This is a genomic window from Micromonospora sp. SL4-19 (assembly GCF_047921475.1).
GTDB lineage: Bacteria > Actinomycetota > Actinomycetes > Mycobacteriales > Micromonosporaceae > Micromonospora.
In genome coordinates this window covers 1-19,835 of sequence record NZ_JBLROB010000021.1, presented here as the reverse complement: position 1 = coordinate 19,835, position 19,835 = coordinate 1, and the positions used below count along the sequence as shown (strand labels likewise).

15 protein-coding genes are annotated in these 19,835 nt (G+C 74.2%); 10 read left to right on the top strand and 5 right to left on the bottom strand.

Features of this window, described 5'->3' with window-relative positions:
- Positions 1-35: 35 nt before the first annotated feature.
- A complete protein-coding gene (locus ACNAVT_RS22235) occupies positions 36-3,155 on the top strand; it encodes a non-ribosomal peptide synthetase (protein WP_416299070.1) in 3,120 nt (1,039 codons plus the stop codon).
- A complete protein-coding gene (locus ACNAVT_RS22230; protein WP_416299069.1) occupies positions 3,155-8,785 on the top strand; it encodes an amino acid adenylation domain-containing protein in 5,631 nt (1,876 codons plus the stop codon). Before ACNAVT_RS22235 ends, ACNAVT_RS22230 begins: the two co-directional genes overlap by 1 nt.
- Positions 8,786-8,829: 44 nt before the next feature.
- Here ACNAVT_RS22230 and ACNAVT_RS22225 read toward each other — a convergent pair whose 3' ends face one another.
- From ACNAVT_RS22225 to ACNAVT_RS22210, 4 genes are all read right to left on the bottom strand, one after another.
- Entirely contained in the window at positions 8,830-10,074 is a 1,245-nt protein-coding gene (locus ACNAVT_RS22225) for a hypothetical protein (RefSeq protein ID WP_416299068.1), read from the bottom strand.
- A gap of 54 nt (positions 10,075-10,128) precedes the next feature.
- Positions 10,129-10,647 carry an NUDIX hydrolase gene (locus ACNAVT_RS22220; RefSeq protein ID WP_416299067.1) on the bottom strand — a complete coding sequence of 173 codons (519 nt, stop codon included), beginning with the start codon at positions 10,645-10,647 and terminating at the stop codon, positions 10,129-10,131.
- 15 nt (positions 10,648-10,662) lie between these two features.
- Positions 10,663-11,091, bottom strand: coding sequence for an OsmC family protein (locus ACNAVT_RS22215; RefSeq protein WP_416299066.1), 429 nt, complete (start codon positions 11,089-11,091; stop codon positions 10,663-10,665).
- Positions 11,092-11,156: 65 nt separating this feature from the next.
- Positions 11,157-11,759 (bottom strand): DUF4291 domain-containing protein, encoded by a 603-nt coding sequence (locus tag ACNAVT_RS22210; protein ID WP_416299065.1) that lies wholly within the window; start codon positions 11,757-11,759, stop codon positions 11,157-11,159.
- 96 nt (positions 11,760-11,855) lie between these two features.
- On the opposite strand from ACNAVT_RS22210, the gene ACNAVT_RS22205 reads away from it, so the two are divergent.
- The gene (locus tag ACNAVT_RS22205) at positions 11,856-12,350 is read left to right on the top strand and encodes a type II toxin-antitoxin system PemK/MazF family toxin (protein WP_416299064.1); all 495 of its coding nucleotides are present in this window, start codon (positions 11,856-11,858) and stop codon (positions 12,348-12,350) included.
- A 10-nt stretch (positions 12,351-12,360) separates the two neighbouring features.
- Positions 12,361-13,365, top strand: a complete 1,005-nt coding sequence (locus tag ACNAVT_RS22200; RefSeq protein WP_416299063.1) for a phosphotransferase enzyme family protein — start codon at positions 12,361-12,363, stop codon at positions 13,363-13,365.
- Between the two features lie 28 nt (positions 13,366-13,393).
- Here the strand turns inward: ACNAVT_RS22200 and ACNAVT_RS22195 are convergent, their stop codons facing one another.
- Positions 13,394-14,044, bottom strand: coding sequence for a GGDEF domain-containing protein (locus ACNAVT_RS22195; protein ID WP_416299062.1), 651 nt, complete (start codon positions 14,042-14,044; stop codon positions 13,394-13,396).
- Positions 14,045-14,312: 268 nt separating this feature from the next.
- On the opposite strand from ACNAVT_RS22195, the gene ACNAVT_RS22190 reads away from it, so the two are divergent.
- The 6 genes from ACNAVT_RS22190 (at position 14,313) to ACNAVT_RS22165 (ending at position 19,465) form a co-directional block, all read left to right on the top strand.
- Complete coding sequence (locus tag ACNAVT_RS22190) at positions 14,313-14,576, top strand: DUF397 domain-containing protein (protein ID WP_416299061.1); 264 nt, start codon at positions 14,313-14,315, stop codon at positions 14,574-14,576.
- A 107-nt stretch (positions 14,577-14,683) separates the two neighbouring features.
- Positions 14,684-15,571 (top strand): helix-turn-helix domain-containing protein, encoded by an 888-nt coding sequence (locus ACNAVT_RS22185; protein ID WP_416299060.1) that lies wholly within the window; start codon positions 14,684-14,686, stop codon positions 15,569-15,571.
- 171 nt (positions 15,572-15,742) lie between these two features.
- Complete coding sequence (locus tag ACNAVT_RS22180; protein WP_416299059.1) at positions 15,743-16,807, top strand: LacI family DNA-binding transcriptional regulator; 1,065 nt, start codon at positions 15,743-15,745, stop codon at positions 16,805-16,807.
- A 2-nt stretch (positions 16,808-16,809) separates the two neighbouring features.
- Positions 16,810-17,013: a hypothetical protein gene (locus ACNAVT_RS22175; protein WP_416299058.1), complete on the top strand. Its 204-nt coding sequence runs from the start codon at positions 16,810-16,812 to the stop codon at positions 17,011-17,013.
- A 138-nt stretch (positions 17,014-17,151) separates the two neighbouring features.
- Entirely contained in the window at positions 17,152-18,597 is a 1,446-nt protein-coding gene (locus ACNAVT_RS22170) for a protein kinase domain-containing protein (RefSeq protein ID WP_416299057.1), read from the top strand.
- A gap of 115 nt (positions 18,598-18,712) precedes the next feature.
- Positions 18,713-19,465, top strand: a complete 753-nt coding sequence (locus ACNAVT_RS22165) for a DedA family protein (RefSeq protein ID WP_416299056.1) — start codon at positions 18,713-18,715, stop codon at positions 19,463-19,465.
- Positions 19,466-19,835 lie beyond the last annotated feature (370 nt).

The following is a 19,835-nucleotide window of genomic DNA, read 5'->3' as shown; positions in this document are numbered from 1 at the left end:
CGGAGCCCCGCAGTCGGGAACGAAAGGGGGCAACGATGACCCAGGAATGGACCTTCCCGGCCTCCTTCGCGCAGGAGCGGGTGTGGATGGCCAACCAGCTCGACGTCCGCTCGCCGGTATACAACGTCTCCGTCCCGTGGCGCTTCCCGGCCGGGATCGACGCGGACACCGCCGGCGACATCGTCAACCAGGTGGTGGCCCGGCACGAGGCGCTCCGGACCCATCTGCGGGTCGACGACGGCGCCCTGACGCAGGTGGTGCGGGCCCACGAGCCCGTCCCGATCCCCACCGACGACCTGCGGCACCTGCCGGAGCCGGAGCGCCTCGCGGCGTTCGAGGCGCTCCGCCAGGACCTGGCCCGCAGCCCGATCCCGCTGGACGCCCCGCCGCTGTGGCGGGCCCGGCTGGTCCGCCTCGACGACACCTGGGCGCTGGTGTTCGTGGTGCACCACGCGGTCTTCGACAGCCAGTCGGCGGTGCTGTTCCACCGGGAACTCGGCGCGCTCAGCGAGGCCGCGCTGACCGGCGCGGACCCGGCCGTGCCCGAGCTGTCCATCCAGTACGCCGACTTCGCGGTCTGGCAGCGCGACCAGCTCACCGGCGCGGAGCTGGACCGCCAGCTCGCCTTCTGGACCGGCCACCTGGCCGGCGCGCCGGCGGTGACCGGCCTGCCGCTGGACCGGCCCCGCCCGGCGCAGCTCGGCTTCGCCGGCGACGAGGTGCGGTTCGACCTGCCCGAGGGGCTGCTCGACCGGGTCGGCGCCCTCGCGGCCGGCGCGGCGGCCACGCCGTACATGGTGTTGCTGGCCGGCTTCGCGGCGCTGCTGTCCCGGATCTCCGGCGACGCCGACGTGGTGGTCGGGGTTTCCACCGCCGGCCGGGACAGTGCCGAGCTGAGCCCGCTGATCGGCATGTTCGTCAACCCGGTGGCGCTGCGCTGCGACGTCTCCGGCGATCCGACCTTCGCCGAGCTGGTCGGCCGGGTCCGCGGCGGCCTGGTCGACGCGATGGAGCACGGGCAGACCCCGTTCCAGAGGATCGTCGAGGCGATCGATCCGCAGCGCGACCCGTCGGTGCAGCCGATCTTCCAGACCGCGCTGAACTTCATCCCCGACTCCGGCCTTGACCCCGTGGAGCTGGGCACCACCAAGGACGACCTGGCGTTCGACATCACCACCGGCGAGAGCCGGCTGGTGTACCGGAGCGCACTGTTCGACCGCGCCACCGCCGAGGCGGTCGTCGATCGGTACGTCCGGCTGCTCACCGCCGTCGTCGCCGACCCGGAGCGGGCGGTCGCCGCGCTGCCGCTGCTCACCGACACCGAACGCGACCTGGTGCTCGGCTCCGGGACGGACAGCGCGCCCGAGGTGTCGCCGTCCACCGTGGTCGACGAGGTGCAGCGGCAGGCCGCCGCCACCCCGGACGCCACCGCCCTGGTCTCCGACGGCGTGCCGTTGACCTACGCCGACCTGAACACCGCCGCCAACCGGCTCGCCCGGCTGCTGGTGGCCCGGGGCGCCGGCCCGGAGAGTCGCGTCGCGCTCGCCCTGCCCCGCTCCTGCGAGCTGGTGGTGGCGATCCTCGCCGTGCTCAAGTCCGGCGCGGCGTACGTCCCGGTGGACACCGCGTACCCGGCCGGTCGGATCGCGTACCTCCTCGAGGACTCCGAACCGATCCTGGTGGTGGCCACCCCGGAGACCGCCGCGCTGGTGCCGGCCGGCGCGCTGGTGCTGGACGGGGAGGTGGGTTCGGACCAGGCCGGCGACGATCTCACCGACGCCGAGCGGCGCGCCCCGCTGCGCCCCGAACACCCCGCGTACGTGCTCTACACCTCCGGCTCCACCGGCCGCCCGAAGGGCGTGGTGGTGGAGCACCGGGCGGTGACCGCCTACCTGGCCTGGGCCCGGCACACCTACCCCGGCCTGGCCGGCACGGCGCTGCTGCACTCGCCCGTCTCCTTCGACCTCACCGTCACCGGCCTGCTCGGCACGCTCACGGCCGGCGGCACGGTCCGGCTCGCCGCGATCGACGAGCCGGCGGCCCGGGTCGGTGGCCGGCCCGCCTTCCTCAAGGTCACCCCGAGCCACCTGGCGCTGCTCGACGGCGAGCTGTCGCCCACCGCCGACCTGGTGATCGGCGGCGAGGCGCTCACCGGCGAGCAGCTCGCCGGATGGCGGGCCGGGTATCCCGACGTCGCGGTGATCAACGAGTACGGCCCGACCGAGGCCACCGTCGGCTGTGTCGCCGCCCGGATCGCCCCCGGTGAGCCGGTCCCGGCCGGGCCGGTGCCGATCGGCACGCCCACCTGGAACACCCGGGCGCTGCTGCTCGACGCGGCCCTGCGACCGGTCCCGCCCGGCGTGGTCGGCGAGCTGTACGTCGCCGGCACCCAGCTGGCCCGCGGCTACCTGCGCCGGCCCGGCCTCACCGCCGAGCGCTTCCTGCCCTGCCCGTACGGCCCGGCCGGCGAGCGGATGTACGCCACCGGCGACCTGGCCCGCCGGCGCCTCGACGGCACCCTGGAGTACCTGGGCCGCCGCGACGACCAGGTGAAGGTGCGCGGCATGCGGATCGAGCTGGGCGAGATCGAGGCCGCCCTGCTGGCCCACCCCGACGTCCGGGCGGCCGCCGCCGCGGTGCGTACCGACTCGGGCGAGCCGGTGCTGGTCGGCTATCTGGTCGGCCCGGCCCACGAGGAGTCGGTCCGCGCCGAGCTGGCCCGGGAGCTGCCCACGCACCTGATCCCGGCGGCGCTGGTCCGGCTCGACGCGCTGCCCCTGACGCCGAACGGCAAGCTGGACCGCGCCGCACTGCCCGCCCCGGCCGCCGCCGTTCCGGCCGAGGACGGCTACGTCGCCCCCCGCACCGAGGCCGAGGCCCTGGTCGCCGAGGTGTACGCCGAGATCCTCCAGGTGGACAAGGTCGGCGCCCTGGACGACTTCTTCGCCCTCGGCGGCAACTCGCTGCGCGGCATGCGGGCGATGGCCCGGATCCGGGCCGAGGTGGACGTCGAACTGCCGATGCGGGCGCTGTTCAGCAGCCCCGTGGTGGCGGACCTGGCTGCCCAGATCGAGCAGCGGATCGCCGCCGAACTCGACGGGCTCTCCGACACCGAGGTCGCCGCGCTGCTCGCGGCGGAAGAGGAAACCAGCTGATGACCGACCTGAAGGATCCGGCCCGGGAAGCGGCCCGGCAGGCGCTGATCGCCCGGCGGCTGCGCGCCCGTCAGGCCGCCCCGGCGGCCCGGATCACGCCCCGGCCCGCCGATGCCGAGGTGCCGCTGTCCTACGCCCAGGAGCGGGTCTGGTTCATGGACCAGCTCGCCCCGGGCGAGGCGGCGTACCACATCGCGGTGCCACTGCGGGTCCGCGGCCCGCTCGACGTCGACGCGCTGCGTGCCGCCCTGGGGGCGCTGACCGCCCGGCACGAGTCGCTGCGGACCCGGTTCCCCGCCGACTCCGACGGACGTCCCACCGTAGTGATCGAGGAGACGGTGGAGGTCCCATTCTCCATCGTGGACGCCGTTGGCGGGAGCCAGGCCCTGGTCGACGCGGCCGCCGCCGAGCCGTTCGACCTGGCCCACGGGCCGCTGCTGCGCGCCCTGCTGGTCCGGTTGGCTGACGACGATAATCCGGCCTCCGCGCCGCAAGACGGCACTCCCCCGGACCGGATGAGCGTCGCCGACGACCACGTGCTGTTCCTCGGCATGCACCACATCGTCGGGGACGGCTGGTCGGTGGACGTGCTGCTGCGCGACCTGATCACCCGCTATCGGGGCGGTGAGCTGCCCACCCTGCCCGTCCAGTACGGCGACTTCGCCGTCTGGGAGGCGCAGGAGCTGGACGGCCCGCAGGCCCGGGCACACGTCGACTACTGGAAGCAGCGCCTCGCCGGGATCACCCCGCTGGAGCTGCCGCTGGACCGGCCCCGCCCGGCCACCCAGACCTACCGGGGGGACTTCGTCGAGTTCCAGCTCGACCCGGCGGCCACCGAACGGCTCAACGAACTCACCCGGGACAGCGGCGGCACCCTGTTCATGACGCTGCTCGCCGCCTACCAGGTGCTGCTGGCCCGCCACGCCGGTCAGGACGACTTCGCCGTCGGCGCGTCGGTGGCCGGCCGGTCCGCGCCCGAGCTGGAGAACGTGGTCGGCATGTTCATCAACATGCTGCCGCTGCGGTCGGAGCTGGCCGGCGACCCGACCTTCACCGAGCTGCTGGACCGCACCCGGCGCACCGTGCTCGACGGCTTCGAGCACGCCGACGTGCCGTTCGCCAAGGTGGTCCACGAGCTGGGATTGCCCCGCGACGTGAGCCGGTCCCCGGTGTTCCAGGCCATGTTCGTGCTGCAGAACTACGAGATGGGCCGGTTCACCGGCCTCTCGCGGGCCGACGAGGTCAGCTTCGAGTGGACCCCGATGGAGCTGCGGGCCACCCGGTTCGACTTCGAGCTGCACGCGGTGGAGACGGTCGACGGGCTCTGGGGCAAGCTGGTCTTCAACACCGACCTGTTCACCCGGGACACCGTCGAGCGGATGGCCCGGCGCTGGACCACCCTGCTGGCGTCGATCGTCGCCGCGCCGGACACCCCGGTCTCCCGCCTGGAGCTGCTTCCCGCCCAGGAGCGGGCGCTGCTGGCGGCCTGGAACGACACCGCCGGCGACTTCCCGCGTGCGCAGACGCTGCACGGCCCCATCGAGGAGCGCGCCGCCGCCACCCCCGACGCGGTCGCGGTCACCATCAACGGGCGCAGCCTGACGTACGCCGAGCTGAACGCCGCCGCCAACCGGATCGCGCACCGGCTGCGCGCCACCGGCATCGGCCCGGAGACCCTGGTCGGGGTCTGCGCGGAACGCTCCGTCGAGTTGGTCGCCGGCCTGCTCGGCGTGCTCAAGGCCGGCGGCGCGTACCTGCCGTTGGACCCGGAGTATCCGGCCGACCGGTTGGCCTTCATGGTCACGGACGCGGACGCGCCGGTGGTGCTGGTCCAAGAGCATCTCCGCGAGGTGCTGCCGGCCACCGCCGCCACCATGGTCGCCCTGGACGATCCGGCCGCCTGGGCCGACCAGCCCAGCACCGACCCGCAGCCGACCGCCGGCCCCGAGCACCTGGCGTACGTCATCTACACCTCCGGGTCCACCGGCCGGCCCAAGGGCGTGCCGAACACCCACCGGGGCATCGTCAACCGGCTGGACTGGATGCAGAAGGCGTACCGCCTCGGCGCCGACGACGCCGTGTTGCAGAAGACCCCGGCCAGCTTCGACGTGTCGGTGTGGGAGTTCTTCTGGCCGCTGCGCGAGGGCGCCCGGCTGGTCCTGGCGAAGCCCGGCGGCCACAAGGACGCCGGCTACCTGCGGGACCTGCTGATCACCGAGCGGATCACCACCGCCCACTTCGTGCCCTCCATGCTCACCGTCTTCCTCGCCGAGGAGGGGATCGAGGCGGCCACCGCGCTGCGTCGGGTGATCTGCTCCGGCGAGGAACTGCCGCCGGCCTCCGCGGTCGACTTCACCGCCCGGCTGCCCTGGTGCCGGCTGCACAACCTGTACGGCCCCACCGAGGCGGCGATCGACGTCACCGCCTGGCCCTGCGACCCGGCGCTGCTGGCCGGGCTGGCCGGCGTGCCGATCGGCGCGCCGATCGCCAACCTGCGCCTGCACGTGCTCGACCAGGCCGGCGACGAGTGCCCGGTGGGCGTCGCGGGTGAGCTGTACATCGGCGGGGTCGGGTTGGCCCGCGGATACCACCGCAGGCCGGCGCTGACCGCCGAGAAGTTCGTCCCCGACCCGTTCTCCGGCGAACCCGGCGCCCGCCTCTACCGCACCGGTGACCTGGCCCGCTGGGTGCTCGCGCCGAAGGCGGCCGGCGCCGCCGCGACCGCACCGGAGAGCGCGGCCGACCCGGCGACCACCGCGACCGGCGCCGCGGCGGCCGGGCGGCCCGCGGGCGTCATCGAGTTCCTCGGCCGGCTCGACCACCAGGTCAAGCTGCGCGGCCTGCGTATCGAACTGGGTGAGATCGAGAGCGCGCTGCGCGAACAGCCCGGGGTGACCGAGGCGGCGGTGATCGTCCGCGAGGACAGCCCCGGCGACAAGCGGCTCACCGCGTACCTCGTCGGACCCGCCGAGCATGCCGCCCTGAAGGCCGCGCTGAAGGAGACCCTGCCGGAGTACATGGTGCCGGCCGCGTTCGTGGCCCTCGACGCGCTGCCGCTGACCCCCAACGGCAAACTCGACCGCAAGGCGCTGCCCGCGCCGGTGGTCACCCGCGAGGCGTCGGTGGCGCTGGTCGAGCCGCGCGACGACACCGAGCGGATGCTCGCCGCCATCTGGTCCGAGGTGCTGGGCGTCGACACCCTCGGCATCGACGACGACTTCTTCGACCTGGGCGGGCATTCCATGCTCGCCACCCAGGTGGTCGCGAAGATCCGCAAGGCGGAGCACGGCGGCCGACCCGTCGGCGTGATGGACCTGTTCCAGCAGCGGACCATCCGCGAGCTGGCCGCGTTCATCTCCGGCGACGCCGTCGAGGAGGGCCCGCGCCGGCTGCTCTACGAGCTGACCAAGCCGATTCCCGCCGGCAGGCGGGTGCGGTCCCACGTCTGTGTCCCGTACGGCGGCGGCAGCGCGATCGTCTACCAGCCGCTCGCCGACGCGCTGCCGGCCGGCCACGCCCTGTGGTCCCTGGCCATCCCCGGGCACGACGTCGGCCTCAGCGAGGACGCGCTGCCCTTCGACGAGCTGACCACCCGGGTCTCCGACGAGATCCTGGAGCGGGTCGAGGGACCGATCGCCCTCTACGGCCACTGCGGCGTGGGCAGCGCCATCGTCGCCGAGGTGGCCCGCAAGGTGGAGGCCGCCGGGCGTGACCTGGAGGCCGTCTACATCGGCGCGATGTTCCCGTTCGCCCGCCCGAAGGGCCTCTTCGCGACCCTGCGCAACCGACTGGAGCAGCTGCGCAGCAACAAGCACTACGCGAGCTGGCTCAAGTCGATGGGCGTGGACACCGACGAGCTGGACCCGGAGCAGGCCGACCGGATCATCAGCAACATGCGGGCCGACTCCCGCGCCTCGGAGGAGTACTTCACCCGCCTGCTCGACCAGCGGGCGACGAAGCTGCGCGCCCCGATCATCTCCGTGGTCGGCTCCGAGGACCCGGTCACCGACTACTACCGTGAGCGGTACGCCGAGTGGCAGTTCCTCAGTGACACCCTCGGGCTGGTGGTCCTCGACCAGGCCGGCCACTTCTTCCTCAAGTACCGGGCCGAGGAGCTGGCCGAGATCGTGACCTTGGTCCACCCGGCGGTCGTCGCCGGGGACGTCTCGGCGCTCGCCCCCGAGGCGCGGGGCGAGGACGCCGGCTGGGCGGTCCTCGACCACCTGCGGGTCGACGCGGCGGAGCTGCCGGACAAGGCCACGGTCAAGCCCAGCATGGGCCGGTTCCTGGCGATCACCGTCGGGCAGCTCGTCTCCAGCACCGGCTCCGCGCTGACCGCGTTCGCCCTGCCGATCTGGTTGTTCAACCGGACCGGGTCGGTGGCCGACCTAGGCCTGCTCTGGGCGCTCGCGCTGATCTGCGGCGTGCTGATGCTCCCGGTGGCCGGCGCGCTCGTCGACCGGGTCAGCCGGCGCCGGATCATGATGCTGGCCAGCTCCGTCGCCGGGTCGATCCAGCTGGTCCTGGCCGCGTTGCTGTGGACCGACAACCTCGCGCTCTGGCACATCTACGTGCTGGTGGCGCTCAGTTCCGTGGCCGGCTCGTTCCAGCGGATCGCCTTCCAGTCGGCGGTGCCGCAGCTGGTGCCGAAGCGCTACCTCGGCCACGCGATGGGCATCACCCAGCTCTCCACCGGCGTGGCCACCCTGCTGATGCCGGTCTTCGCCGCCGGCCTGCTCGCCGCCATCGAGCTCAAGGGCATCCTGCTCGTCGACGTGGCCAGCTACGTGCTCGCGGTGCTCACCCTGGCCGTGGTCCGCTTCCCCGACCTGCTCGGCTGGCGGCCCCGGGAACGGCTCCTGGTGGCCATCGCCAACGGCCTGCGCTACTCCTGGCAGCACCGCGGCTTCCGGCTGATGCTCGGCTACTTTGCGCTGGGCAACATCTTCCTCGCCCCCGCCCTGGTGCTCGTCACCCCGCTGGTGCTCTCCTTCGGCACCCCCACCCAGGTGGCGCAGGTCGCGTTGGCCGAGGCGGTCGGCGCGGTGGCCGGCGGTGTGCTCATGTCGCTCTGGGGCGGCCCGCGCCGGCGGCGGATGATCGGTGTGTTGGTCGCCAACCTGGGCACCGCGATCGGCTGCGTGCTGATCGGCCTGGACGCCTCGGTGGCGATGATCTGCGTCGGCATGTGCTGGCTGGCCATGGCGATGACCACCGCGCAGTCGATCTACGCGACCATCGTCCAGGTGAAGGTGCCGCAGCGGTTCCACGGCCGGGTGTTCAGTCTCAACCAGACCATCGCCTGGTCCACCCTGCCCATCGGGTTCGCGCTGCTCGCGCCGGGCGCCACCGCCCTGTTCGAGCCGATGCTCGCCCCGGGCGGGGCGCTCGCCGGGTCGGTGGGGGCGGTGATCGGCACCGGTCCCGGCCGGGGCATCGGCTTCGCGTACGTCTGCTTCGGGCTGGCCCTCGTCCTGGTCACGCTCGGCGGCTTCGCGATCCGCCTGCTGCGTCGCTTCGACCTGGAGGTGGAGGACTCCCTCCCAGACGACCTGATCGGCGCCCAGGAACGGGAACGGCGCCTCGCCGCTCGGGCCGCCGAACGGGAGCCGGAGGGGGTCGCCGCCTGACGTGGCCCGCGGGGCCTCCGGCCGCGTGACCGGAGGCCCCGGGCTCACCACTGCGTCGGCGGGTCCGCCAGCTCGTCCTCGGGCAGCTCCTGCGGCTGCGCCACCCAGGCCGAGTAGACCGGCAGGCCGTGCCACGGGCCGCCCGCGGCGTCGGTGGCCACCGCCACCACCGCGTACGGGTGACCGAACCGCAGCTCCGCCACCCGGGCGACGCCCTCCGGCGGCAGGCCGGTCGCCACGGCGAACCCGGTCACCGCGGCGGCCTCGAAGCCGTACCGGCCGTAGCGGGCCACCGCGGACTGGACCGCCTCGTACGGCAGGTCGGTCGGGCCGAGCAGCGTGCCGAGCGCTCGCGCGGCGGCGTCGAAGCCGAACCCGGCCGGGGTCAGGTCGTGCCGGCTCTCCGCTGCCCAGCAGGGCAGTACGGCGGTGGCCCACTCCTCCCGGCCGTCGCGCGCGAACGTGCGGGTGGTCTCCTCCCGCAGCGCCCACAGCGGGGTGTCGCCCAGGGGCAGGTCGTACAGCGATCGCCGGCCCGGTCCGATCCCGTCCGGGGCGGTGGCGGCACCGGCGGCGATCTCCTGTGCAGCGGCGAGGACGTCCGGCGCCGGCACGTCCGGCGCGGCGGCGACCGACACCACCAGCAGGCCGGCCTCCCCGTCGGGGGTGGGCTCCGGCCGAGCCGGCGCGGCGTGCACCGCGACGTCACCGGCCCGTGCGGTGGCCGCGATCCAGCACCGGTGGCCGCGCCCGGGAGTACGCAGCACCCGGCTCAGCCGACTCGCCCACGCGCTGCCCGGGCCGAGCTGGTCGGCCGACGTCACCTGGAACGGGCTCGCCCAGGACACCCTGGTGGCCAACGCGCTGGCCAGGATCAGCAGCGTCTCCGGCGCGACGCCGATCGGGAACCGGTCGATCAGGCCGTCGGTGTGCTCCCGCGCCCACGCGTCGAGCGCCGCCTGGCCGGGTAGCGGGCCGCGCTCGGTGGTCGGCGGCAGGGTGGCGCGCCAGCCGTCCAGCCCCGCGAAGGGCGTCCGCTCCCACAGCGCGGTGGCCGCGGCGACCAGCGGGTGCGGCGCGGCCAGCAGCGCGTGGGCCGCCTCGGCGGCGCGATCCACGTCGGTGCCGAGCGCCTCCTCCAGCGCCCTGCGGACGTCGCCGGTGGCGGCGGGGCCGGTGAGCGCGAGGAGCAGCCAGGCACCGAGCGGGGAGGCGACGTGGTGCGCGTCCCCGGCGGCGCGGTGCAGCCGCTCGGCGTAGTGGGCGAGGGCTTCGTGGAGAGGGTTCACAGCTCCACTGTGCCGGTTGCCGCCGGTTACGTCACGCCGTTGCCGCGGCCGGCGTCACGACCACAGCTCGAACGGCTCGTCGATCTCCTCGCCGGCCAGGAACGCCGGCAGCAGTGCGGGCAGCCGCCCGGGATAGCAGCGCGGCCGGGCGGCGACGACCTCGGCGACCGGCCACCAGCGGAAGTCGAAGTAGTCCTCCACCTCGTAGTCCAGCCGGTCCGCCTCGTCCACGTCGGGTCCGCGCCCGGGCAGCCGTACCGGCACGATCACCTCGTCCTGCAGGTGGCGCAGCTGGCGGTGGATGAAGCTGGCCCGCCGCCGCCAGGTCGGTGCGCCCACGTCGGACGGCGTGACCATGATGCCGGTCTCCTCGCGTAGCTCTCGCACCGCCGCGTCGAGGTACGTCTCCCCGGGGTCGAGGCCGCCGCCGGGCAGCTCCCACCAGGTGCCGAGGCGGGGGTGGTCCGGGTCGCGGGTGTGGAACAGCAGCAGCCGCTCGGCGGCGTCGAGCACCACCAGCCGGACCGCGCTGCGCTCGATCACCGGCAGGTCGCGGGGTAACTCCGGAGTCATCGTTCCTCCCGGCCGTCAACCGGCGTCGGCGGTGGCAGTCACTTCGGCATGGCGCAGCCGCACCGCGGTGCCCCGCCGCAGCGAGTTGGGGATCTCGGCGATCGCGTCGACCAGGGACACCAGTTCCCGCAGCCGCGCCTCGCTCGCGTCGCCGTCGACCCGTACGTCGTAGCTGACATCGGTGGAGACGGGCGGATCGCCGGCGAAGCCGCCGTGCACGGTGACCTCGACCCGGTGCAGGGTGATCCCGGCCGCCCGGGCCTCGCGGAACAGGTCGTTGGAGACGCAGCCGGCGACGGCGAGATAGAGCAGCTGCCCGCCGTTGAAGCCGAGCCCGTCCCCGCCACCGTCCGCCGGGCGGTCCACCACCAGGGTGAAAGCTCCCGCCGAACCGATTGCCGCCGGCCGGCCCGGCAGGCTGCGCGTGCGTACCTCGAAGGTCATGCCGACCACCTCCGCTCCCGACAGGACCGAGTCAACCACCCCGGTGGGGCGGTGGCCTCCGCGCTTCAGTCCGAACTGGCGTCGACCACCCGGGCCACCTCGACCGGGAGCGGGTACGGTCGCTCCACCGGCAACAGGGCGGCCGCACCCGGTTCGTCGCCGGCGGTGAGCCGGTCGTGCACCGCCCGGGCCAGCGGCGTGACATCGGTGAGGCCGACCAGCCACTCGTCGACGTACCGCTGCACCGCCTCGCCGGCGAGGCCCACCTGCACCGCGCGGTACGGCAGCGGCGCCAGCCGCAGGGACCGCTCCGGGTCCCACTGCACCCGTACCGGGCTGGTGCGCAGCTGCCGGCTCCAGGCGGTCCGGTCGGCGTGCAGCCGGCGGTCGTAGCCGCTCAGGCAGGCGTGCGCCAGGGCCCACTCGAAGCCGGTCCGGGTGATCTCCACGGCCAGTACCCGCTCCTGCCCGGGCTTCCGAGCCCAGCCGCAGCGGTACATCATCCACCGGAACGAAGGCTTGATCCAGGTCATCCGCTCCCGCTTGAACGGCGGCACGAACCGGCCGGCGGCCAGCGCCGGCTCGGCGATCTCCGGGCCGTACGCCTGGTAGACGGTGACGGTGTCGGCGGTGAAGGCGGCCCGGATCTGGCGGGTGGGAACGGTCACCGGAGGATCGTCGCGGACCGTCCCGCCCCGCGGCCACCGGGTTTCCCACCGGTCTGGAGCGCGCGCCGGGTGCGGACGGACGATAGGCTGCCGGCCGTGGCTGGTCTGTTGAGGAGTGTGGCGTCCCGGCTCGGCCGGATCACCGGGGGCGCGGTCGCGCCCGCCCTTACCGCCGGGCGCATTCCGGCCCAGCCGGCCAGGCCCCGTCAGGTCACGGCGCTCCAGCGGCGCGAGCTGATGTACGCCCCGGAGCTGGACGGGCAGGCCGACCCGGGGGAGATCGTCTGGACCTGGGTCCCGTACGAGGACGACCCCCGCCAGGGCAAGGACCGTCCGGTGCTGGTGGTCGGCCGGCAGAGCCGGACACTGTTCGGGCTGATGCTCTCCAGCCAGAGCGATCGGGACGGCCAGCGGCACTGGCTCGCCCTCGGTCCGGGGGAGTGGGACCGGGACAAGCGCCCGAGCTGGGTACGCCTCGACCGGGTGCTCACCATGCGCGAGGACGGCATCCGCCGCGAGGGCGCAGTGCTGGACCGGCCACGGTTCGACCGGGTGGGCCAGGCGCTGCGCGCCGGCTACGGCTGGCGCTGACGGGGGGCACGTGGACGACCGGCTCGCCGCCCGGGTCGCCGAGGCCTTCGGGCTCACCGTGGTGGCGGCCGTGCCCGTGGAATTCGGCGCGGATCCCGCGGCCGTGCTGTGGCGGGTCAGCACCCGGGACGGCCATGAGTACGCGGTCAAGCTCAGCGGCGGTGGCACGCCGGCCGGGCTGGTGGTGACCGCGCGGCTCGCCCGGCGGGGCGTACCGGGCGTGCCGGCGCCGCTGACCACCCGGGACGGGCGGCTGAGCGCCGTCCACGACGGACGCCGGCTCACCGTGGTGCCGTGGCTCTCCGATGAGCGGGCCGACGCCGACGGCATGCGTCCCGCCCACTGGCGCCGGTACGGCGCGGTCCTCGCCGCCGCGCACGCGGTGCCGGTGACCGACGAGTTGGCCGGGCTGCCCCGGGAGGATCACACCCATGCGGCGACCGCGGCGGCGGTGCGCGAGACCGACCGGCGGCTGCGGGCGGTCGACGACTCCGCCGACCGGTGGACCCGGGAGGTGGCCGCCCACTGGCTGGCGGCGGGCACCGATGTCGCCCGGCTGCTGGACCGGGTCGACCGGCTCGGCGCGGAGCTGCGGCTCCGGCCGGCGGAGCTGGTCGTGTGCCATGGCGACCCGCACCTGGGCAACCTGCTGCTCGGCCCGGGCGGGCAGGTCTGGCTGATCGACTGGGACGACGCGGTGCTCGCCCCGCGGGAACGCGACCTGATGTTCGTGCTCGGCGGTGGGCCGGCGTTCGCCTCCGAGGGCCGGGTGGACGAGGCCGCGTTCCGCGCTGGCTACGGCCCGGTCCAGCCGGATCCGGTCCGGCTCGCCTACCACCTCGGGGTGCGGGCGCTGGACGACCTGTGGAGCTGGTCGGCGGACGTGGCCGACGCCGGCCGATCCGAGGCCGACCGGGTCCGCGCCCTGCGGATCGTGGACGGCCTGCTGTCGCCGTTGGGTCTGGTCAGCCTCGCCCGTGGCGCACTGCGCGACCTGGGCCGCTGGGACCACTGAACGGCCGACCGGCCGGCCGGACGACCCCTCAGCACTCGGCCAGCTGCGCGGTGTCCATGAGCTGGCGGTGGCTCCGCGCCGCGCCGACGCTCTTCGCCTGGTACATCGCCGCGTCCGCCCGGCCGAGTGCGTCGGACAGCTGGGTCGGACCGTGCACCGGGGCGAGCCCGACGGAGGCGGTCACCCGCACGGTGCGGGCGCCGAGCGGGATCGGCGCGGCGAGCGCCTCGCAGAGGCGACGGGTGGCGTGCTCGATCCACCGCCGGTCCACCGCCGGGCTGGCCAGCAGCCCGGCGAACTCGTCCCCGCCGAGGCGGGCGACGAGGTTGTCCCCGGCGAACGCGGCCAACCGCTGTGCCACGCTGATCAGCACCTGGTCGCCGGCGGCGTGCCCGTAGCGGTCGTTGACCTCCTTGAAGTCGTCGAGGTCGAGGACGATCGCCACCAACGGCTCGCCGGCGGCGTCGGTCAGCAGGGCTGCCGCGAGCCGGAAGAAGGCTCTTCGGTTCGGCAGCCCGGTGAGCGGGTCGTGGCTGGCCGCGTGCCGCTCGGCCGCCAGCTCGGCCTGGAGCAGATCGATCTCCGCCTCCGCACGCAGCGCCCGGCGGCGCAGCTGCCAGGCGGAGACGAGCGCGCCGGCGGCGGAAATGCCGGAGGCGACGGTCATCGGATCCGGCACTCGCCCTCCTTCACGGCAGCTCTCGGCCTTGCCGGCCGGGATCTGAACCCGATCGGGCCAGCCCCGTGTCCTCCCCGGCCGTGACCGGGAATCGGGTGACCCACAGTGAACAGATGGGTACACCACATGTGCGTTATCATGCTCGCTGTCCATTGCGGATGCAAGAGCAGATGCACGTGCATCTCGGTCCTGAGTCGACAGAACCACGTCGCCACCCACCGCTCCTCCCCGCGGCATCGGCGGCTCTTCGCACAGAAAGACGCCCCCCATGCAGCAGCCCCAGAACGGCGTACCCATCAGCGAGCTGCCACCGCTGCGCTGGCAGAAGAGCCGCCGGAGCAACCCGAGCGGCAACTGCGTCGAACTGGCCGAACTGCCCGGCGGCGCCGGGATCGCGGTGCGCAACTCCCGGCACCCCGACGGCCCGGCGCTGATCTACACCGTGGACGAGATCGCCGCCTTCGTGCTCGGCGCGCGGGACGGTGACTTCGACCATCTGATCACCGGTCCTCAGTTCCATCGACGAAACTGACTCGGCCATCCGGAGGAGTTCACCTCACTGAGGGTCCATGGCATGCTTACACGTCGGCCGGGCTGGGGCGTCCGGTTGGCGACAGTCGGCATGCGGAGGACAGCCAGGTGACGACGGTGCCCACCGAGGGAGGTCCAGCCAGCGGGCCGACGGTGCTGCGCATGCTGCTCGGGGCGCAGCTGCGCCGGCTCCGCGAGGGCGCCGGAGTGAGCCGGGAGAGCGCCGGCTGGGAGATCCGCTCGTCCGAGTCGAAGATCAGCCGGATGGAGCTGGGCCGGGTCGGCTTCAAGGAGCGCGACGTCGCCGACCTGCTCACCCTCTACGGCGTCACCGCCCGCGAGGAGCGGGGGGCGCTGCTCAAGCTGGCCCGGGACGCGAACAGCCCCGGCTGGTGGCACCGTTACGGCGACGTGCTGCCGACCTGGTTCCAGTCCTACCTGGGGCTGGAGGTCGCGGCCGCGCTGATCCGCACGTACGAGCTGCAGTTCGTCCCCGGCCTGCTCCAGACTCCCGAATACGCCCGGGCGGTGATCCTGCTCGGCCACCGTGGCGCCTCGGCAGCGGAGCTCGACCGGCGGGTGGGCCTGCGGATGAAGCGGCAGGAGTTGCTGCGCCGCACCGACCCGCCCCAGCTCTGGGCCGTGCTCGACGAGGCCGCCCTGCGCCGGCCGATCGGCGGCCCCGAGGTGATGCGCGGTCAGCTCGACGCGCTGATCGAGGCGACCGCCGCGCCGCACGTCCGGCTCCAGATCGTGCCCTTCACCGCCGGCGGCCACGCCGCCGCCAGCGGCGCGTTCAGCATCCTCCGCTTCGGCGACGAGGACCTCCCGGACATCGTCTACATCGAGCAGTTGACCAGCGCCATCTACCTGGACAAGCGCGACGACCTCGACTACTACGCGCTGGCCATGGAACGGCTCTGCGTCGAGGCCGCGCCACCGGAGCGGACCCCCGAGCTGCTCCGCCGGGTCCGCGACGAGCTCTACCCGGGCTGACCGGCCGCCGGGTGTCCCGGCGGCGCGGGCATGTCCCTTGACCGGACGTACGCGACGGTCACCCGGCGCAAGCCCGGGTCGTCGCCATCTCCAAGGCCATTGACTCTCGCCGACCCGTGCGGGTAGCCTCTGGATCGATTCAGTTACTGCATCGATTCAGAAGGGCTGACAGTGAAGCCGACCCTGCAGGACGTCGCGGACGCGGTGGGCGTGTCCCGCAGCACCGTCTCCAACGCCTACAGCCGGCCTGACCAGCTCTCGGCCGCGCTCCGGGCGAGGATCCTCGACGCGGCGCAGCGCCTGGGCTATCCCGGTCCCAACCCGACCGCCCGCTCGCTGCGCCGAGGCTTCGTCGGCGCGATCGGCGTCCTCTTCACCTCCCGGTTGTCGTACGCCTTCACCGATCCGTTCGCGGTGCGCTTCCTCACTGGGGTGAGCGAGGCGGTCGAGCGGCACGGCACCAGCCTCCTGCTGGTGCCGCTGCCCGCCGAGCGGGCCCGGGTCCGCACCGCCATCGACGACGCCGGGGTCGACGGCTTCTGTGTCTACTGCGCGGGGGACGAGGACTGGGTCCTGGACGCGATCCGCGACCGGGGGCTGCCGTACGTCACCACCGCCCCGCGCGGGGACGCCGGCCCGGACGACCGCTACGTCGGCATCGACGAGCGGGCGGCCGCCCGGTCCGTCGCCGACCACGTCGCCGCCCTCGGCCACCGTCGGGTGGCCATCCTCGGCGACACCGTGCTGCCCGACGCCCCGTCCGGACCGCTCCGCCTGGCCGGCCCGTCCGACGCGACGCACCCGACGACGCGCGGCCGGCTCACCGGCTTCGCCGAGGCGTTCGCCGCCGTCGGCGTGCACTGGTCCGCCATCACCGTGCTCAACGCCGCCGGCAACAGCCGTGCCGCCGGCACCGCCGCCGTTACCGCCGGCCTGGCCGGCGACGAGCCGCCCACCGCCGTGCTGGCCTGCTCCGACGTGCTCGCCCTCGGCGTACTCGACGCGCTCGCCGGCGTCGGACCGCGGCCGGTGCATCCCGTCTCGGTCACCGGCTTCGACGACATCGCCGAGGCCGCCTCGGCCGGGCTCACCACCGTCCGTCAACCGGCCGAGGAGAAGGGCCGCCTCGCCGCCGCACTGCTGCTGGAACCGCCGGCCGACCCGGCCGACGGGCACGTCCTGCTCCCCACCGAACTCGTCGTCCGCACCTCCACCGGTCCTGTCTCAAGGAGCTGACCATGGAACACTCCACCGGTTTCGTCCTCGCCGTCGACGCGGTGACGCGTCACGTCAACTCGGCCCGCCCCGACGCGCCGGTCCGTCCCGACCGGACCCGCGCGCCCCGGTTGGCGCCGACCCGGCTGGCCGCCGCGGGCGCCCTGCGCCGGCTTGCCGACCACATGGAACCCCGCCCGGCCCCCGCACCCTCCTGCTGCCCCTGACCCAGGGCCGAGGGGCCGTCGCCCGGGTGGCCGGCGCCACCTGGGCGACGGCCCGGAACAGCCCAGTCCCGCCCCGGCGGGGCGGGACCGGGCACCGGGTTGGTGCGGCGTGCGGGGCGCCAGGCAGACTGGACCACCATGTCGCCGTTCACGCCCACCCTGCGGTTGCACGACCGGTACGTTCTGCGCGAGCGCATCGGGCTCGGCGGGATGTCCGAGGTGTGGCGCGCCGACGACGAGGTGCTGCACCGCCCCGTCGCGGTCAAGGCGCTCGCCACGCAGCTCGCCGCCGACCCGCAACTGCGCGCCACCATCCAGCGCGAGGCCCGCGCCGCCGCCCGGCTCACCCACCCGCACGTCACCCAGGTCTACGACTACGGCGAGGCGACGCTGCCCGACGGCTCGGTGGTGCCGTACCTGGTGATGGAGCTGGTGGAGGGGCGTACCCTCGCCGACCGGCTCGCCGGCGGCCCGCTCGCCTGGCCGGAGGCGGTCCGGATGGCCGGTCAGGTGGCGGCCGCCCTCGCCGCGGCGCACCGGATCGGCGTGGTGCACCGCGACATCAAGCCCGGCAACGTGATGCTCACCGAGACCGGTGCGAAGGTGCTCGACTTCGGCATCGCCACCCTCGCCGGGCCCCGGCACCCCCTCGCCGGCCAGACCGGTGAGTTGCTGATGGGCACCCCCGCGTACTTCGCCCCGGAGCGGATGCAACCCGGCCCGGCGAACCCGGCCAGCGACGTGTACGCGCTCGGCGTGCTGCTCTACCGCACCCTCACCGGGCGGGCGCCGCTGCCCGTGCAGACCTGGGAGGACGTGCTCGACGTGCAGCACCGGCAGCCCCCGGTGCCGCCCCTGCACGTCCCCGGGTTGCCCGCCGACCTCGCCGATCTCACCCTGGCCTGCCTCGCCGTGGACCCGGCCCACCGGCCCACCGCCGCCCAGTTCGCCACCCGGTTCGGCGCCGGCCAGCCGGCCGATCCGCCGACCGCGATCCTGCCCACGGTCATCCGGGCCGAGCATCCGCCGACCCTCATCGACCGGGCCGCCGCGCCGGTACGCCCGGGCCCGCCACCGGCCGTGTCCCGCCCGCCCGCGCGGTCGAACCGGCTCATCGGGGTGCTGGTCGCGGCCGGCTTGGTGCTCCTGCTCGGCCTGCTCGGCACCCTGCTGCTCGACGGCCCCTCCGACCCCCCGGGGGCCGGCGCGCCGAGCACCGGGGCGCCCGCCGAGGAACCCGCGCCGGAGTCGTCCACGGCGCCGGAGCCGGCCACCACCGAACCCAGCACCGCGCCGGCCCCGGTCAACCTGCGCCAACTCGCCGCCCAGTTCACCGACGTGCTCGCCGAGGCCGTGGCTGGCGGGACGATCGACCGCAAGATCGCCGAGGACCTGTGGAAGAAGGCCGCCGAGCTGGACCGGGGCAAGCCGAAGGACCGCGCCAAGCGGGTCGACGACCTGCGTGAGCGGGTCGCCGACGCCGCCGACGACGGGAAGATCCCCGCCGACACCGCCGCCCGCCTCCAGCAAATCCTCGACTCGTACGAGTCGCTGCGCGGCGGCGGCAACGACAACCAGGACTGATCCGGATCATTCCCAGCGCGTGGGGCGGCCGGTGGCACCGGGCCACCGGCCGCCCCACCACACCGCCGCGTCCCGTTCCGTGGTCGATGGCGGCGGCGCCCCGTAACGTTGTCGGATGATCGGAAACGCGCAGCTCCTGGTCGGCCCCCGTGTCAGCACTGCGCGGGCGGCGGAGCCCGCCGGCGAAGGACCGGTCGGCTGGGTCACCGGCCTGGTCGAACGGCTCGGCGGCCCGGGTGCCGGTGCCGCCGTGGCCCTGGAGAACCTGTTTCCGCCCATCCCCAGCGAGGTGATCCTGCCGCTGGCCGGGTTCGCCGCCAGCCAGGGGCGGATGAGCCTGGCCGGCGCGATCGCCTGGACCACGCTCGGCTCGGTGCTCGGCGCGTTCGCCCTGTACCACGTCGGCGCGGCCCTCGGACGGGACCGGATGCGCGCCATCGTGGCGCGGCTGCCGCTGGTGAAGCTCGAGGACGTCGACCGTACCGAGGCGTGGTTCCTCCGGCACGGCGTCAAGGCGGTCTTCTTCGGCCGGATGATCCCGATCTTCCGCAGCCTCATCTCCATCCCGGCCGGCGTCGAACGCATGCCCGTACCGATCTTTCTGCTGTACACCGCCCTGGGCAGCCTGATCTGGAACACCACGTTCGTGCTGGCCGGGTTCCTGCTCGGCGAGAACTGGCACCTCGTCGAGGCGTACGTCGGGACGCTCCAGAACGTCGTCATCGTGGTCTGCGTCGGAGCGGTCGGCTGGTTCGTGGTCAGCCGGGTGCGCCGGTCGCGGCGGTCCCGGTCGGCTCCGGCGGAGCCGCCTCGGGGGACCTTGTACCGGGGTGGTTGGTGGGTCTCCGAGGAGACTGACGACCGGTAGGGCTTCGCTCGTCTCGGATGTCGTCGTTGGCTGGGCTCCGTCGGTGGTTGCGGTTTCGGGCGTGGCCCGCCGTGCCCCGCTCCGGGCGGTCAGGCCACATCGAGGCTGTGGCCCTTCCACGAGAGGGAGTCGCCCTGGTGTGGTGCTCCCTGCGACGTGCTGGGGGAGGCCGCACTTTCGGTGAAGTTGGGGCCTCCGTGTGTAGGGAGGCGGCAGTTTCCCCGATGTTGTTCGGATCTTGACCGGTGGCGGCGGGGCCGGGTGTGCCGTCTGGGGCGAGATGTCCAATTTCCGGGCTGGTCGGCGGCATGCCGAGGCCGGAATGGTGGGCGGCTCGGGTCGTTGAAGATGACTGCACGATCGAGGAGGG